This window comes from Pradoshia sp. Z3_51 (assembly GCF_058215915.1).
In genome coordinates this window covers 121,516-139,180 of the sequence record NZ_JBZAJC010000002.1, presented here as the reverse complement: position 1 = coordinate 139,180, position 17,665 = coordinate 121,516, and the positions used below count along the sequence as shown (strand labels likewise).

The window sequence follows — 17,665 nt, the reverse complement described above, 5'->3', positions numbered from 1 at the left end:
ACAATAAATGGATAGTTCTCCATGGTCTATATACATATCGCGATGTATATAGACCATGACAGTCCTGCACCTATTCGGATACAGTCCCAGCTGCTCTCTTCGGAAAAAAAGAGCGCTTCGGCAGATTTTCCTTTCAACTAAAGTCAGCAAGCTTTCCGGCTCTCTTTTTAGTTTACTAATAAAATCTGCGACCTCTACCTCATCTTTTAGTCCGATGAGGATTTGTATTAAATTAAATTATTCCTGTATAAAGGATACAGTGAAAACGCGAATGCTGTCAATATTATTCGACAATGTTATTTTCAAATCAACTTATTTATGATTAATCCATTTGTTTTGGAAAGCTGCTATACTGCTATATTCAGTCTCCAATTTTCTGTATATATTGATGTAAATTGGCAGTAATTCCTCGTATCTTTCTACATTTGCTTTAACCGGCGTATGGACATGTGTAGTTCCCACATAATTTGATACAACGGATAGGTCTTCAATTTCACCGAGTGCATATCTGCCGAGTACAACTGCTCCTAAACAAGAGCTTTCAAAGCTTTCTGGCACATCTACTTCCTGATTAAAAATATCCGCAAGCATTTGCCTCCATAACTCTGAGCGCGCAAATCCCCCCGTTGCCCTGATTTTACTTGGCACACCTATCAATTCCTGCAAAGCTAATAAGACTGTATAGAGATTAAAAATGACTCCTTCAAGCACCGCTCTGACCATATGTTCCTTTTTATGATGAAGTCCCAAGCCAAAGAACGATCCTCTGGCATCAGGGTTCCAAATGGGCGCTCTCTCTCCAGCTAAATATGGGTGGAATAGTAGTCCATCTGCCCCCGGCGCTACTTTTGATGCTATCTTGGTGAGTACTTCATATGAGTCAATTCCGAGGCGTTTAGCTGTTTCTACTTCCGCTGAAGCCAGCTCATCTCTTAGCCATCTAAAAGTCATACCTCCATTATTAACTGGTCCGCCAATCACCCAATGCTTATCCGTCAATGCATAACAAAAAATTCGGCCCTTTTCATCCGTAATCGGCCTATCTGTTACCGTACGAATGGCTCCGCTCGTTCCAATCGTGACTGCTACAATCCCTGGATCAATCGCATTGACACCCAGATTGGAGAGAACGCCATCACTGGCTCCTATTACAAATGGAGTATCCGGCAACAGCCCCATATCCGCAGCATAGGCGGAGTCCATGCCAGATAAATAATATGTAGTTGGTACTGGTTTAGACAAATGGGTCTCTGTAATACCCGCGATTGCCAATGCCTCAGAATCCCATTCTAAATTTTTAAGATGAAACATTCCTGTTGCTGAAGCAACCGAATAATCAATCACATATTGCCCAAATAATTTATAAAAAACATATTCTTTAATGGAAATGAATTTATATGTCCTACCCGCTAATTCGGGATAATCATTCATCAACCAGGTGATTTTTGTAAGAGGAGACATTGGATGGATTGGCGTTCCAGTTCTCCGATAAATTTCTTGTCCATTCCTCTCATTTTTAATATAGTCGGACCACTTCTTTGAACGGCTGTCAGCCCATGTAATGCATTGAGTTAATGGATTTCCATTTTCCTCAACCGCAATTACGCTGTGCATAGCCGAGCTAAAGGATACTAACGACAGTTCATCAGGATTTATTTGGCTTTGGACCATTACTCCTCTTATTGCATTAAGTACAGCATGAAAGATCTCATCAGGATTCTGCTCTGCTGTAAGTGGAGTCGGGCTATATAATGGGTACTCTACATGATAGGTGCTGAGCACAGATGCGTCTCCCGAAAATAATACAGCCTTTGTACTCGTGGTTCCTATATCAACTCCTATATAAAACATCTATCTTCCCTCACTTCCCTAAAAGCTCAATACTAGATTCTTACCTTTATTCATATTTTTATAAACAACTTAACACAATTTGATGCCCATTGATTAATTTTTTCACGACTGGCAAATACTTTCTACTAAATAAAAACGACATCAGGAGGCCTCATCCAAATTGAAGAATAAAACAATTGCCATTCTTGCTCCATTCTTTTTATTCATATTTCTATTTATTTACACGCAGACACAAAAAGAGTCTATTACAGAGGAAACTAGACCTGTTTTGACTCAAACAGGAATTAAAGAAGGTCAATCTGCACCTGATTTCGAATTAAAAACTCAGGACGGAAAAAGCATAAAATTATCTGATTATCGCGGTCAAAAAGTTTTATTAAACTTTTGGGCAAGCTGGTGCCCTCCCTGCAAAAAAGAGATACCAGACCTCAATGAATTTTATAGTGAACATAGTATGGAGAAGATTACTGTATTAAGCGTGAATATGACCTATTCAGAAAAAAACAAGCAAACCATACAAGCATTTCAAGATATGTATAAGATCGGGTATCCTGTATTACTGGACCAAACAGGAACTATTGCAGGATTATATAAAATTATAACAATCCCAACCAGTTATTTCATTGACTCCAACGGTATCATACAAAAGCGAATAATCGGACCCTTGCAAAAAGAAACGATAAAAAATCTGATGGACTCAATAGATTAGCGTCCAAAACATCTACGGAAAAATATAACAAAAAAGACAAAATTATACTTAATTTTATACCTAAACCATAGTAAAATAAAATATATGAAAAAGATCAATTACGAATCAAGGGGTGTTGTTTCACGAATGAAAGCATACAATATTTTAATTACATTGATGCTTATGTTGATCAGCGTGTTGTCTATTAAAAATTTATATACTGGCCATTGGGACTTGCAATACTCCCTATTAAACGGTGGAATGGCTATTATTGTTTTAGGTATCTTTACGGCTTATACACAATCTTTAAAAGAACAATCTAATTAAATAACAGCTGGTTTGGAAAAATCCAAACCAGCTTTTTTGTATCATTCTTGATTTCTTACTATCGCTTGAACACAAACGGGTTTCGAAAGAGAAATCGTATTCCCTGTATAGGTTGGAATACCCTCTTTATTAATTTCAAATAAAACTAATGAATCACTTTGCTCATTTGCTGCAATAAGTACTTTTTCTTCGTCTATTAACTCGAAATTTCTCGGTCCCTTTCCTTCCGTATGTGTAAATGCGATAATTTCCGGTATACCTGATTCTGCCACTTTGTACGTTGCAATACTGTCATGCCCTCTATTTGAGGCATATAAGAATTGGCCATCCTCTGAAATATGCAAATCGGCTGCTGTATTTTCCTCTTTGTAATCATCCGGCAATGTAGTAACCACCCCTAGAAGAGAATCCGGTATATGTTGGTCATTTAATTCAAATACTGCGATTGTATTGCTTAATTCCTGGATGACATACATGATTGGCAATGTAGGGTGAAAGGCAAAATGTCTTGGACCCGATCCAGGAATAGTAGACATTTTAGCCAAATTGGCAAAATCCTTATCATCGTATACATAAATTTTATCAGTACCTAAATCTGCTGCAACTACAACGGAGGAATTCGGTACCGGTACGATTGAGTGAGCATGCGGTGCATCCTGTCTGTCTGCCCAAACCCCTGATCCAACATGTTCATTTGTTGTCGTATGTTCTCCAAGTGTTCCGTCCTCTTGTAGTTCTATCCTAGTTACCGTGCCACCATAATTACTAATGTATAAACAAGATTCATTTTCACTAAGACTGACATAGCAAGGTGCCATCCCATTCGTAGATTTGCGATTTAACTCTCTAATCTGTTCGGATTGCCGATTGATTGCATAAGAGACAACCATCCCATACTCAACTTCACTTACCGCGTATAAATGGGTCTGAGCTTTATTTATAACAAGAAAGGAAGGATTTTCAATACCCGTATATTTCTCAACTAAGTCAAGTTTTTTTTCTTTCACGTTCAATTTGAATAGATGAATACCCGTACTTGTTTCTTCTGCATAAGATCCGGTATAAATCATCCATTCATTTTTCTTATTTCCTTGAATTTCATTCATCTTGACTGCCCCCATCCCGTGTTAAATAAACTAATAGTTTCTGTTTCATTTCTATTCCCCTTTTTAAAGATATTGAATCTTAAAAAAAAACCCACAACCTATATTTCAAGGAAGTGGGGTCATTTATCCGTATTTATATTAATTCGTAACCAGCTCGGATTGTGGATACGCAGCATCATGCAATTCAGTTTCAAGCTCTTTAGTATACATTTCTGTTTGCTGTTCAGTCCAATGCAGTACTTTTTTCATATACGAAATCACTTGATCTTTGTATTCATGAACATGCTTAATATCAAATAGGACCATGCCAGTTCTGCGATTAAAGAAATCAAGCGGCGTATAAGCCAATTCATATTCAATTGCATAGCCCAATTTAGCCAATACTGGTAATGGCAGCCCTATTTCGCTCGCTTTTTCTTTGTTTTTTCGGGCTATTTCAAACAGAAGCGGAGCATTGGATCCATATGTTGAAATAATCTCTCTTGCTTCTGTATCTGATAACCCGGTTCCGATTGCTTTTTCTTTAGTTTTGCTTATATATGAACTAAATTTCGTTGAGCCTCCAACACGGCCGCCGGATATCGGCATTTTTTCAGTATAGCAGCTACCGAAATGTTTATATCCTTCATCTCTGAATTGTTTAGCTACTAAATCCAAAACGGTTTCAGCCATTTTACGATATCCTGTCAATTTTCCGCCTGCAATCGTAATTAACCCAGAATCAGATACCCATGTTTCATCTTTCCTGGATATCTCAGAAGCACCTTTCCCCTCCTGGCTGATTAATGGGCGCACTCCAGCCCAACTGGATTCCACATCCTCTTTAGTAACGTTTACTGAAGGGAACATATAGTTAATAGCATCCAATATATAATCTCTGTCTTGATCAGTCATTTTTGGATTGATTGGATCTTGACCATAGAATGTATCTGTTGTCCCAACATAGGCTTTCCCTTCACGCGGAATCGCGAATACCATTCTTCCATCAGGGGTATCAAAATAAACCGCTTGTTTCAAAGGGAAACGGGATTGGTCAATCACTATGTGTGCACCTTTAGTAAGCTGAAGCACTTTACCTTTTTTAGAATTGTCTTTTTCACGTATAAAGTCTACCCATGGACCCGTTGCATTTATAATCTTCCTAGCTTTAATTTGGAAGGAATCCTCATCCAATATATCCTTAACATTTACACCTACTATTTTTCCATTTTCATAGATTAAATCCTCGACCTTGGCATAATTCAGTAAGCTTGCTCCTTGTTCAAACGCTTCTTTCATGACTTCCATCGTCAGGCGGGCATCATCGGTTCTGTATTCAACATAGTAGCCCCCACCCTTTAAGCCATCTTTTCTAACCAATGGAGCTTTTTCAATTGTTTCATCTACTGTAAGCATAGTGCGGCGTTCTTCCTTTTTCACTCCAGCAAGAAAATCATACATCTGTAAGCCAATGGAAGTAGTAAATTTACCAAATGTACCGCCTTCATGGAAGGGTAATAACATCCATTCAGGTGTTGTAACATGAGGACCATTTTCGTAAACAATAGCCCTTTCTTTCCCAACCTCTGCAACTACTCCTACTTGCAATTGCTTTAGATAGCGCAATCCACCGTGAACCAGCTTGGTTGAACGGCTTGATGTACCGGCTGCAAAATCCTGCATTTCAACTAGGCCCACCTTCATCCCTCTTGTAGCTGCATCTAAAGCAATCCCTGCTCCGGTAATTCCTCCACCAATGACAAGCACATCGAAATGTGTGTTTTGTAATTTATTTTTATATTCATGTCTATTTAAACTATTTAAACCCATCCTCTTGTTCCTCCTCTGTTGATAAGTGCTATTGAGATAATAAAAAGAGACCACAAAATACATTACCCTTATTTAAAGGAATGTACTCGCGGTCTCTTAAAATCTCTAACCTTATATTAACTTATTTTCATTATATCATTTTTTGAGTAAAACTCATACAAAATTGAATTATCATTTAAAGGTTCTGGTACTTGCCACAGCTCTTTCCCAACCATCAACTAATTCATTACGTTTCTCTTGTTCCATAGTTGGTTCATATGATTTATCAATGATCCATTGGGCAGCAATTTCATCCTGGCTTTCCCAGAATCCAACAGCCAGCCCAGCTAAATAAGCAGCTCCAAGGGCAGTCGTTTCATTAATTTTTGGTATTTCAACCGGCACGTTTAAGATATCACTCTGGAATTCCATTAAGAATGAATTCTTAACGGCCCCGCCATCGGCACGCAATGTTTTCAATTCAATTCCAGATTCCTCTTCCATTGCATCAATAACAGCTTTTGTTTGGTAAGCTAAAGATTCAACTGTTGCTCTGATAAAGTGATCTTTTGTAGTCCCTCTTGTCAGACCGAAGACCGCTCCTCTTGCATCACTATCCCAATATGGAGTACCAAGACCTACGAAGGCTGGAACGACATATACTCCATCTGTAGAGTCAACTGCCCGGCAATATGTCTCGCTATCAGCAGCATCCTTAAGCATCCTTAATCCATCTCGGAGCCATTGAACAGCAGAACCCGCTACAAAGATACTACCTTCCAATGCATATTCAACTTTACCATTTAATCCCCAGGCTAAAGTCGTCAATAATCCTTTTTCCGATTTAACCGGTTTTTCACCAGTATTCATGAGCATAAAACAGCCTGTTCCATATGTGTTTTTAGCCATTCCTTTTTCAAAGCATGCCTGGCCAAACAATGCTGCCTGTTGGTCACCAGCAATACCGGCAATTGGGATACTCTTACCAAAGAAGTGATAATCAATGGTTTGTGCATATACTTCAGATGAAGGACGCACTTCTGGAAGCATGGATTTCGGAACATCTAATATCTCCAGCAATTCATCATCCCATTGCAGGTCATAAATATTGTACATCATTGTTCTTGAAGCATTGGAATAATCAGTTACGTGAGCTTTACCGCCGGATAGCTTCCAGATTAGCCATGTATCAATTGTCCCGAATAACAATTTTCCTTCATTGGCTAAATCACGCGCACCTTCTACATTATCGAGGATCCACTTAACTTTTGTCCCAGAAAAATAGGCATCTATTAATAAACCAGTTTTGGAATGAAAAAGATCATTGTGGTCAGCATTTTTCAATTCCTCGCATATATCTCTTGTCTGGCGGGATTGCCAAACTATCGCATTATAAATAGGTTGACCTGTTTCTTTATTCCAAACCACCGCTGTTTCACGCTGATTTGTAATTCCGATTCCTTCAATATCTGTTGCCTCTATACCTGATTCTGAAAGACAGCCCGCAATAACAGCAAGCACTGAACCCCAAATTTCGTTGGCATTATGCTCCACCCAGCCCGGCTTTGGAAAGTACTGTGTAAATTCCTTTTGAGCACTATGTACAATTTCCCCTTTTTTATTGAATAAAATAGCTCTGGAACTAGTGGTCCCCTGATCAATTGATAAAATATATTTCTCCATTTTTTTCATCTCCCATCTACTAATTTTTATATTATAATCGATTTCTCTAAAGTTAGTAACTTATAACCTTGCTTTTGCTGGATCATTAGCTTGTCGTAGTGCTTGTTCTGAATCTTTATTAGTCATAAAATAAGCGATTACCAAGATAACTACAGTGCCAGCTAATACTGCCCAGAAAGCGCCTGTCAACGTATTATTGAAGACCGCTTTATGGAACAAAGCCCCCAAGGATCCGCCGAGAATAGGACCTACAACCGGAATCCAAGCATATCCCCAATTAGATGGGCCTTTCCCCGCTATCGGAAGAATCGCATGTGCAATACGCGGACCTAAGTCACGTGCCGGATTGATGGCGTAACCAGTTGTTCCCCCAAGAGCCATACCGATTCCTACGATTAAAAGACCGACTGCGAATGGATTTAGGCCTTCCGTAAAATCATTTGCTCCAATAAATTGCAGACCAAGCAATAAAATAAATGTTCCTATAATTTCACTAAGTAAATTTGAAAATGTATGAGGAATAGCCGGACCAGTTGCGAAAACCCCTAATTTTGTCCCTGGATCTTCAGTCGCCTTCCAATGTGGTAAGTATTGTAAATAAATAAGAGTTGCCCCAATCATTGCTCCAATCATTTGCGCCAAAATATATCCAGGTACATCTGCCCAAGCAAAATCTCCGCTAAACGCAAGACCAAATGTAACAGCAGGATTTAAATGAGCACCGCTAATGCCGCCGACTGCAAATACGCCTAATGTAACACCAAGCCCCCAAGCTATAGTGATAACAATCCACCCAGCATCCTTTGCATAAGATTTAGTTAAGTTGGCTCCAGCACACACTCCTGCTCCAAAAACAATCAAGATCATCGTGCCTACTAATTCACCCCAAAATGGTGTCATTCCTTCCATCTCCCTATCATATAATTTCAAAAAAAAATGAAGAAACAAGCACTAAAGTATTCCTACTTATTAAGGAATACTGCCACCTGTGTCTCCATGTCTTTCCACATACTTATTAACTTAAACACAGTGTAAAACTTTTTGTAAACGCTGTCAAATAAAAAGAAATAAATAGGGAATTCGACTCATTCCCCTGCAAAATACTGCCAAAGTTCTCGTTTAGACGAGGTTATCGAGACAGCACCAGCTTCAAGTGCTTCTTTCGCTTCCTCAACTGTTCGGATTAAACCACCCGCAAAGATCGGCAGCTGAATTTCCCCTGCAACTTCTTTAATCATATTAGGAAGTGCGCCCGGTAGTACTTCAATATAATCAGGCTGTGATTTTTTGACCATCTTATAGCTGCGTTCGAGCGCATGGCTATCAATCATAAAGATTCGCTGCACAGCTATTGCCTGATGTTTTTTTGCTTCTTGAATAACCGCTGATTTTGTGGATATGACACCAAATGGTTTAAACTCCTGACATAAATATTGAGTACCATATTCATCATTTTTTAATCCATTGATTAAATCCACGTGAAAAAACAGTTGTTTATCTGCCATTTTGGCCATTTGAGTAATATGTTTGATTTGCCCAAGATGAGTCTCTAAAATAACACCTGTTTTAAATCCTGATTGTAAAAACTTTTCAAAGTCCTTCATAGTTGAAGCTGCCGGTAATATTTTCTGATTCAATCTAATCTCTCCCATTCGGACCCCTTATTCATAAGTAAAAATCCCTTTCAATATAGAATACAATTAATCTATGCATTCTTCTACTAAAAGGGATTTATATAATTATATTTACCTTACTATTTCTGCATCTCCTCCTGATTCATTTTTTTTGAAAAAGGATAATCCAACGGACAGTCCAGCAAACAGGAGCAGGAACACAACTAGTATCGTTGCATTCGCAAACATCATACCGATGTCATCCAATGATACTAATGCTCGGAAGCCTGCAATCGAATAAGTCATCGGCAAGAAATTGCTTAGAGTACGTAAATATTCAGGCAGCATATCAATTGGCAATGCAGATCCGGTAGTAGATAGCTGCATAATCAGAAGTGCCACGCCTATAAACAAACCAATGTTGCCGGCAAGCATAGTCAGGAAGAACACAATGGACATAAATGAGATACTCGCCAATACAGCAAACAAGATAAGCAACAGGCTATTCGCAAATCCTGAATTAACAAAGAATATGGTAAAGCCAGAAAGAAGGATGGCCTGACCAGCTACCAATAAAGCAAGCAAACCAAATCTTTTTGAATACCATGCGAAGCCTGAACTAGCTTCATCCATTGGTTTTCTAACCCCAACAACTAACATCATTAATAAAACACCCACAAATAATGCTAACGATAGTACATATGGTGCGTTTGCGTAACGATAATACGGATAACTATTAATTTTCGAATCGATCAGCTCAACCGGCGAGGAGAACATGCTAATCGTTTCATCAGTAGCATTTATACCGGCCGTTTTTTCAGCTCCGTCACCTAAGCCGTTGGATAATTCAAGTGTACCATCTTTGATTTGACCGACACCTTTATCAATTTCAGTTACCCCTTCCTTCATCGTACCCCAGCCAGTATTAACCGTTGCGTTACCATCGGCTACTTGCTTAGATCCATCAAATAGCTGCTTAGATCCATCAACAGCTGTTTTCCAGCCTGCATTCACTGTGGCATTACCACCAGCCACTTCAGCAGCACCATTTTTCAACGTATTCAAAGATGTTGATAATGTACCCCATGCGCTATTCACTGTTGCTGTTCCATCGGCCACTTGCTTGGAACCATCATAAAGCTGTTTAGAACCTGCTACTGCGGTTTTCCAGCCATCGTTTACCGTAGCATTACCGTCTGCCACTTGCGCAGCACCTTTATTTAGCGTGTCTAAAGATGTTGTTAACGTACCCCATGCAGTATTAACTGACCCTGTGCCTGCTGCTACTTGTTTGGATCCGTCATAAAGACGTTTGGATCCGTCTACTGCAGTTTTCCAACCTTCGTTAACTGATTGATTTCCGGCAGCTACTGTGGTAAGACCGCCATTAATTTCACCAACACCATTAGTGATTACTCCCCAATTTGTTTTTACTGAATCCGTACCAGATTTTATTTGTTCAGCACCCACTGTTAATTCTGATGCTCCTTGAACAATATCCTTTTGACCCGGTATTATTTGATTTTCAAATGCACCATTTAATTGTTCTATACCTGGTTTAAGCTTTTCAGAAATACCTGAAGCCAATAAAGCTGCACCTGCATTGAGACCATTTTCTCCCTTTATACCTCCATTTACCAGAGCAGTTCCTTCAGCTACAGCTTTTGCACCTTTTAATAACTCTTGATAATCTGGGTTAAGTTCTATCCCAGGAATTTTCTCAGCTAATTTTTCTATACCTGCCGCAACTCTGGCAGCTCCATCTGCTAAGTCAGGTGTTTTCGCTGCTAATTGATTTAAACCTCCAGAAATTTTAGCGCTTCCATTTTCCAGTTCAGGCATACTACCATTTAATTGTTTGACTCCTGTTTGAGCTGATTGTAAACCAAGCAACATATCAGAAGTACCTTTTTTCAACTTTTCAGTCCCATCATAAATAGCTGCTCCACCATTAGCCAACTCCTCAATCTTACCTTTATTGCCATCAAGCTGGGAATAAAGATAATCTGATCCATCTTTAAGTTCTTTGGATCCTTTTGCAAGAGCCTCAATATCCTTCTCCTTCGCACTAAATGTTCCTGACAAGGTCCCTAAACCGTCTTCAATTGACTTTGATCCATCTGCTAGTTGTTGAATTTCAGCGGCCTTACCGCCAACGGTTGAATAAATTAAACCTGAGCCGTTTCTGAGATCAGCTGCCCCATCAGCCAGCATGGCAATACTAGCTGAACTTCCTGCCATTGTGCCATTCAACTGGCCTAACCCATCCTCAACCTGCTTCGACCCACTTGCAAGTGTATTGATATCGCCGGTCTTACCACTTACTGTTGAATGCATAAGGCTCGACCCATCACTGACCTGAGCTGCTCCATTTGCCAATCTTGCGATATCAGCTGATTTTCCAGCCATTGTTCCATTCAATTGACCGAGTCCCTGTTCAAGTTCCTTTGAACCGTCTGCCAGTTTTTGAATATCTCCTGATTTTGTCGTTAAAGAATCCAGAAGAGTTCCAGTACCATCCTTCAGTTTAACAGAGCCTTCATGGAGCTTTGTTGAACCATCCGCACCGGATTTAAATCCTTCTGCTACATCACCAAGCTGGGCAAAAACTGTACTGGTATAGGTAGCGGTGATTGTATCAGCAAGCTGCTCTTTAATTGTTCCTATAGCTGTTTTCGTTGCTGTTGCAGCTATAAAATGCAACCCTTCATTCTGCGTATACTTTAGTTCCGGTTTTTCCGGATTTTCATCCATTACGGTTGCTACCTTTTGGGAAAAGTCTTCAGGAATCTCAATTACCATATAATATTCATTATCATTAAGTCCGCGATTTGCTTGTTCCTTACTGACAAATCTCCATCCCAGGTCATTCCCGTCTTTCAGTTTCGCTACCAAATCTCTACCAACATTAACTTCCTTACCGTCTGTTACAGTACCTGAATCATTATTCACAACTGCGACCGGCAAGTTTGAAAGATTATCATATGGTCCCCAACTTGGCGTTAGCATAATCAATCCATAAACTAACGGTACCAGTAATACAGCAATTAATGAGATCCAAAAACCTCTCCTGCGACCGAGTTCTGACATCCGATTCCCATTACCTAAAGCGTTCATTCATTACCCCCACTTGTCTGATTTATCTATATTAAGGTGGTTATGAAAGCGCAACCACTCGTATACTGGTTATATATTCTGAATATTTAGTGAAAGTCCTTCTAGTAATTTAACAAATTTGTAATTTAATTAGATATTTTGTACCTTTTTTTAATTTTTAATAAGAAAATCTTATGACTTAATTAAAGAAAAACTTATCTTTTATAGTCTTTTAGACCTTTTCTATTACCAAAAGAACCCATAAAAAAACCTCCCTACTTGAAGTGGGAAGTTCTGTACGCTATTATTTTGGTCTTTCCAGAATAAATTGTTCACCAATCTTCATAAAATTTTGGCCAGCAAGCCGGGAAACAGGCTTGAGTAATTCTGTACTGATTGTACCATCCTTGTAGATGGCTTCATCTATATGATAAAAAACAATATTACCGATTAGTAGATCACAACCTGCATCTTCTGCGGTATGGCCTCCAAGCGGTATTACTTTATGTACGGTACATTCCATCCGAATCTTCGCAGGGCTAAGCCCTGGGACTCGTACATGAACACTATCTACTGTTTGAAAGGGAGATCCTTCTAGTTCACTTTGGTCCGGAGGCAATTCAGCTGCTGTCCAATTCGCTCCCTCCACGTTTTCTTCATCTGTAATATGGAGGACAAATTCTCCCGAATCGATTGCATTTCTTGCAGTATCCTTTCTTTCGCCATTCCGTCGCTGGATTGATACAGCAATCAGCGGGGGATTTGAACTAACGATCGTAAAATAACTAAAAGGTGCAATATTCATAATTCCTTCGTTAGAAATGGTTGAGATAATGGCAATCGGTCTAGGAACGACTGCCCCTGTTAAAAAGGTATAATTCTCTCGTTCACTCATTTCGGTTGGATTTAGCGATATCATCTAATCATCTCCAATTTATTTAAATTGCTGAGAAAACCATAATCCTGCAGCCTCTACCTCTGATTGTGTCAGCTGGTGTCCATTTTGTTCCCAATAAACCTCTACTTTGGCTCCGGCAGCCTTCAGTATTTCACTCAGTTCTTTTGTTTCTTCCGGTGAACAAATTGGATCGTTTTTGCCGGCACCTATAAAGATTGGCAGACGTTCCATTTCTGGCAGCTTTATTCCTCTTAAAGGAACCATAGGATGATGCAAAATAGCTCCTTTTAATACATGTTGGTAGTGAAAAAGCATACTGGCAGCTATATTAGCTCCATTTGAATAACCGATTGCCAACACATTGTTTCGGTCAAACCCATACTTGACTGAGGCTTCGTTTAAATAATCGTTTAGTTCCTTTGTACGAAACTTTAAATCTTCAACATCAAAAACACCTTCAGCCAATCTTTTAAAGAACCTTGGCATTCCATTTTCCGAAACGTTGCCTCGGACACTTAAAATGGAGGACTCAGGTGAAATTAATTTAGCAATCGGCACTAAATCATGCTCTGTTCCACCTGTACCATGCAGCATAAAAAGTGTTGGAAGTTTCATATTTGTTCCCTTTATAAAATAGTCTCTCATGCATATTCCCCCAATTGATCGCTTGAAACGTTCCAATTTATCCCTCGAATTCTTGAGATTCTTACCTCACAGGATTTCAATTCTATTAAGATCACTTTAAATTTATCTTGAAACTAGTATATTATACAACTTTATTTATTACAAAATTGAGTAGCAAGAGTATTACCTCTATTAAAATAATCGATTAGCATAAAGGGTCATTATAGGGAATGACCATTAACATTATTCAGATAACCACTCAATACAAAAAGGTCCCGATCAGTATGGAAAAGCTCTGATCAGGACTAATCATTGATACCGATAATATGGTTCCACATTGTTTCTTCTAACCTTTCTTTCCATCATGGTTTTGTCTTTTTTGGTACGAATCATTTAAACTATCTTATTAAGCAGTTAAACTATATGTTTGGAGTCTTTCGATAAAATAGGGACAATATTAAATACATACATGCTTTGAATTCTACTTTTCTAAACATCTCATTGCCATGCATAACTCTTTTTCATATATAGTGCCTTCAATCGGGATAATTTCAATTGATTTACCCGTATGCGGTGAATGAAGAAGTTTACCTTGTCCATAATAAATCCCGACATGATGAATGGCTCCTTTTCCATTATCATATGCAAAGAAAAGCAAGTCCCCCCTTTGTATCCCATTCAGCGCAATCGGCGTACCATATTGCGCCTGCTCACTTGCATCACGTGGAATACTATAGCCATTTGCCTTATAAATTGTATAGGTAAATCCTGAGCAATCATACCCATAACTGCTCAGTCCACCCCACAAATAGGGTAAGCCGACGAATTGCTCTCCAGAAGTGACAATGTCTATATCACTCCCTGGCTTCCCTCTCTCTTTACAGTTAAATAAAGCTATATCATCTCTGTGTAAATTTCCAATACCTAAGGGGGTGTCTACAAGTATCCGTCCATCTTTTTCACCAAGGTATGATAACTTCGTTTGATAGCTTAGCACTAGGGTATCTTGTGTTTTTTCCAGTGTAAGCAAAGCCTTCCGACTTGTAATCAAGGCAAAAGTGTCATTGGATGCAGGTTCATAATTCTCCAGCTGGCATAGAGGTACCCAGCCTGGATATCCTCTGGAATCTTTCTTTGAAGACTGCTCGATGGCAATGATATGGGCCCATCCATGTTTACATTCGAGCAGCAGGACCTGTTCACCAAATAATAATTGGGTCTGGATTCTATTGGATTCGCATAAATCAAGCCGCTCAGCCTCATTCATAAATAGAAGCCATTCCTCCAATCGGACCGGATGGCTAATCGCTGGACGATCAAGCTCTCTATAAGACTGATTTGTAGTCCAAACGGTCGCTACAGTTACATTAACGGTCATGATTTTGTGAGTAAATCCCACTTTTTGATCCTCCTCTCACTTGAGCTGAATATTCCTTATACCTAAGCCTTCTATTTCGGGTAAAGTAAATTTACTACCCTTATATTGTATGCCGCCTTCAATCAGGGAGCGGGATAACATGAGAGGGGCATCAAAATCATAGCGGGTAATATTACGTTTACTTGCAGCAAAGTGAGCAGCAGCTGTTAAACCTAAATGTGTTTCAATCATACTGCCCATCATGCATTCCATCCCTGCCGCCTCAGCTAATTGGTTAATGTACTGGGCGTAAAAAATCCCTCCAGTTTTCATCAATTTAATATTAATCATGTCTGCACTCCGTGTACGAATGACCTCTAAGGCTTGCCTTGGGGTAAATACACTTTCATCTGCCATAATAAATGTATTTACCTGATTAGTTACTTGTCTGAGCCCTTCCAAATCATCTGCCTTGACCGGTTGTTCCACCAATTCAATTTGTAAACCCATTTCCTCCATACGGCGGATTGCCTGAATCGCTTCCTTCGCAGTCCATCCTTGGTTAGCATCCAGACGTATCGTAATCTCATTCCCCACACACTTTCTAATTTCTTTCACTCTCGCAATATCCTCATTTATATTACCGAGACCTACTTTAACCTTTAAGGTTGTAAAACCGCTCTTTACATATTCCAATGCCTCCTCCCCCATTATGTGAGGGATATCCACACTTACCGTAAAGTCTGTTTCAAGCCGAGAGCTTCTGCCACCTAAATACTGATAAAGGGGCAGCTTACTATTTTGGGCCAGACAATCATAAATAGCCATATCAATTGCCGCTCTTCCGCTTGAATTTCTTGTCATAATAGCGGATAGGTCATGAAAAATCTCTTCGAAACACAAAATATCTTTTCCTATTAAACTGGGTTTAAAAAAGTCGTGAATAGCTGTTTCTATTGATTGTAATGTATCACCAGTAATAACAGCAGTTGCGGTTGCTTCTCCCCATCCAACCAAACCATTGTCACATTGAATTTTGACATAAACAGAGTCAGCTGTATTTACAATCCTTAATGCTGTTTTAAATGGTTTAATTAAAGGAACTTGTATTCGATAGGTTTCGATATTACTAATTTTCATCTGCAATTCCGCTTTCAATAGTAAGTGTCTTCTCTGCAGTGCTGATTTTGGCTTTCACGCCGAGTGGTATTCCAACATGTGGGTTGCAATGACCAATTTTAAATCCACTCATAGCTGGCTTATTAATCAGTTTTGTATAGTGAGTCAATACCTCATCGAGGGTGAGTGTCCGTCTGCTTTTGGGATCGCAATTGGCAAAATCACCGATGACAAGACCGGCAATATCACTTAACTTTCCAGCCAACCATAAATGATTTAAGAAGATATCAATATTCCTAGGCTCTTCATAAATATCTTCTATTAAAAGGAGCTTTCCTTTCGTATCTATTTCGAAAGGAGTCCCCAAGGTCGTTGTGATCAAGCTTAGATTTCCTCCTACTAATTCACCCTCCGCTTCTCCCTCAATAAATGGGTGTAAAGGGGAGATATCCTCTTTATAATTCACTTCTTCTGATTGAAAAAGCTGTTTAAATGATTCCTTAGAGCGAGGATGTATATCATCATTTCCTAAATCAGATGCAAGCATAGGACCGTGAAAGGTAACCAAGCCAGTCTTTTGTCGAATTGCCGTATGTATAAATGTAATATCTGAATATCCCCAGAAAATCTTTGGGTTATTCCTAATGACTTCATAATTAATGGCATCCGCAATTCGCGCCGTCCCATATCCCCCACAAGCACAGATAATGGCTTTTACGTCTTCGTCCTTAAACATCGCTTCAAGATCTTCCACCCGTTCTGCGTCTTCGCCTGCAAGATAGCCATATTCCTTATAGATATGACTGCCCATTTTTACGGTAAGACCTAAATCCTGTTCCAGAAAAGACAGTGCTTTTTGAAGGGCCTCCTTCTTTGGAGGACTGGCAGGAGCAATGACGCCCACTGTATCTCCCTTTTTAATCCGTTTTGGTTTAAGTTGTTCTAACATCTTCTCACTCCCTGATTATGTAATAAAGGATTCTCTATTGAACATCCATAAATTAGCTGAGAACTATAGGTTCATTTCTTTATAGGAATCTTTAATATTAATAACTTCTTTGCGATTCCTACTTAATAAAGAGCCAACTAAAATAAATGTATGTAAAATAAATCAGTCCTATTCAGTTCTATAACTAAAAACATATCCACATGCCCTTACCTATTTTCTAAATTATCAATCAATTAATGCTATAAGAAATCTTAGAAAACCCATTTCTTCAAAAGAATACAAAAGTACTTTTACTATCCCTTATTCATAATAACAATAACCCCCTTAATTTACATAAGTAAACAACGATTTAGAGGAACGATTTTTTAATATCAACAGGCAAAAAAATATCATAGGTAAGCCACTTGGAGATTGGATTTATGATTGGAGTTGCCGTGAACTGACATTCATTGGATCACCATAACAAGATCCTGAGGCTTATTTATTATTGACTGTTTAACGTAAAGTTTCTCGTTAGTTGATTTTGTATCGAAAAATATCGTATTGCTCCATTTAGCTTTACAGCA

General features: G+C 39.0%; 14 protein-coding genes and 1 riboswitch. Of the genes, 2 read left to right on the top strand and 12 right to left on the bottom strand.

Features of this window, described 5'->3' with window-relative positions:
* Positions 1 to 4: 4 nt before the first annotated feature.
* Positions 5 to 205: riboswitch (Lysine riboswitch) on the bottom strand.
* Between the two features lie 107 nt (positions 206 to 312).
* Complete coding sequence (gntK, locus tag AC4BHA_RS04300; protein ID WP_140461217.1) at positions 313 to 1,851, bottom strand: gluconokinase; 1,539 nt, start codon at positions 1,849 to 1,851, stop codon at positions 313 to 315.
* A 160-nt stretch (positions 1,852 to 2,011) separates the two neighbouring features.
* Here gntK and AC4BHA_RS04295 point away from each other — a divergent pair, with 160 nt between their 5' ends.
* On the top strand, positions 2,012 to 2,560 hold the full coding sequence (locus AC4BHA_RS04295; protein ID WP_490558216.1) for a peroxiredoxin family protein: 549 nt from the start codon (positions 2,012 to 2,014) through the stop codon (positions 2,558 to 2,560).
* 84 nt (positions 2,561 to 2,644) lie between these two features.
* A complete protein-coding gene (locus tag AC4BHA_RS04290; RefSeq protein ID WP_175354220.1) occupies positions 2,645 to 2,866 on the top strand; it encodes a hypothetical protein in 222 nt (73 codons plus the stop codon).
* 41 nt (positions 2,867 to 2,907) lie between these two features.
* Here the strand turns inward: AC4BHA_RS04290 and AC4BHA_RS04285 are convergent, their stop codons facing one another.
* The 11 genes from AC4BHA_RS04285 to AC4BHA_RS04235 form a co-directional block, all read right to left on the bottom strand.
* A complete protein-coding gene (locus AC4BHA_RS04285; protein ID WP_181161982.1) occupies positions 2,908 to 3,972 on the bottom strand; it encodes a lactonase family protein in 1,065 nt (354 codons plus the stop codon).
* A 138-nt stretch (positions 3,973 to 4,110) separates the two neighbouring features.
* On the bottom strand, positions 4,111 to 5,781 hold the full coding sequence (locus tag AC4BHA_RS04280) for a glycerol-3-phosphate dehydrogenase/oxidase (RefSeq protein ID WP_066101068.1): 1,671 nt from the start codon (positions 5,779 to 5,781) through the stop codon (positions 4,111 to 4,113).
* Positions 5,782 to 5,952: 171 nt separating this feature from the next.
* Positions 5,953 to 7,443: a glycerol kinase GlpK gene (glpK, locus tag AC4BHA_RS04275; protein ID WP_490558215.1), complete on the bottom strand. Its 1,491-nt coding sequence runs from the start codon at positions 7,441 to 7,443 to the stop codon at positions 5,953 to 5,955.
* A 60-nt stretch (positions 7,444 to 7,503) separates the two neighbouring features.
* Positions 7,504 to 8,343 (bottom strand): MIP/aquaporin family protein, encoded by an 840-nt coding sequence (locus AC4BHA_RS04270; RefSeq protein WP_066101072.1) that lies wholly within the window; start codon positions 8,341 to 8,343, stop codon positions 7,504 to 7,506.
* A gap of 185 nt (positions 8,344 to 8,528) precedes the next feature.
* Positions 8,529 to 9,080 (bottom strand): glycerol-3-phosphate responsive antiterminator, encoded by a 552-nt coding sequence (locus AC4BHA_RS04265; RefSeq protein WP_066102330.1) that lies wholly within the window; start codon positions 9,078 to 9,080, stop codon positions 8,529 to 8,531.
* A 108-nt stretch (positions 9,081 to 9,188) separates the two neighbouring features.
* Complete coding sequence (locus tag AC4BHA_RS04260) at positions 9,189 to 12,173, bottom strand: YhgE/Pip domain-containing protein (RefSeq protein ID WP_139891341.1); 2,985 nt, start codon at positions 12,171 to 12,173, stop codon at positions 9,189 to 9,191.
* Between the two features lie 283 nt (positions 12,174 to 12,456).
* The gene (locus tag AC4BHA_RS04255) at positions 12,457 to 13,071 is read right to left on the bottom strand and encodes a flavin reductase family protein (RefSeq protein ID WP_066101077.1); all 615 of its coding nucleotides are present in this window, start codon (positions 13,069 to 13,071) and stop codon (positions 12,457 to 12,459) included.
* 15 nt (positions 13,072 to 13,086) lie between these two features.
* The gene (locus AC4BHA_RS04250) at positions 13,087 to 13,695 is read right to left on the bottom strand and encodes an alpha/beta hydrolase (protein WP_066101080.1); all 609 of its coding nucleotides are present in this window, start codon (positions 13,693 to 13,695) and stop codon (positions 13,087 to 13,089) included.
* A 460-nt stretch (positions 13,696 to 14,155) separates the two neighbouring features.
* Positions 14,156 to 15,073, bottom strand: coding sequence for a C40 family peptidase (locus tag AC4BHA_RS04245; RefSeq protein ID WP_490558214.1), 918 nt, complete (start codon positions 15,071 to 15,073; stop codon positions 14,156 to 14,158).
* A gap of 15 nt (positions 15,074 to 15,088) precedes the next feature.
* A complete protein-coding gene (locus AC4BHA_RS04240) occupies positions 15,089 to 16,171 on the bottom strand; it encodes a dipeptide epimerase (protein ID WP_066101083.1) in 1,083 nt (360 codons plus the stop codon).
* A complete protein-coding gene (locus tag AC4BHA_RS04235; protein ID WP_066101086.1) occupies positions 16,161 to 17,099 on the bottom strand; it encodes a S66 peptidase family protein in 939 nt (312 codons plus the stop codon). Before AC4BHA_RS04235 ends, AC4BHA_RS04240 begins: the two co-directional genes overlap by 11 nt.
* Positions 17,100 to 17,665 lie beyond the last annotated feature (566 nt).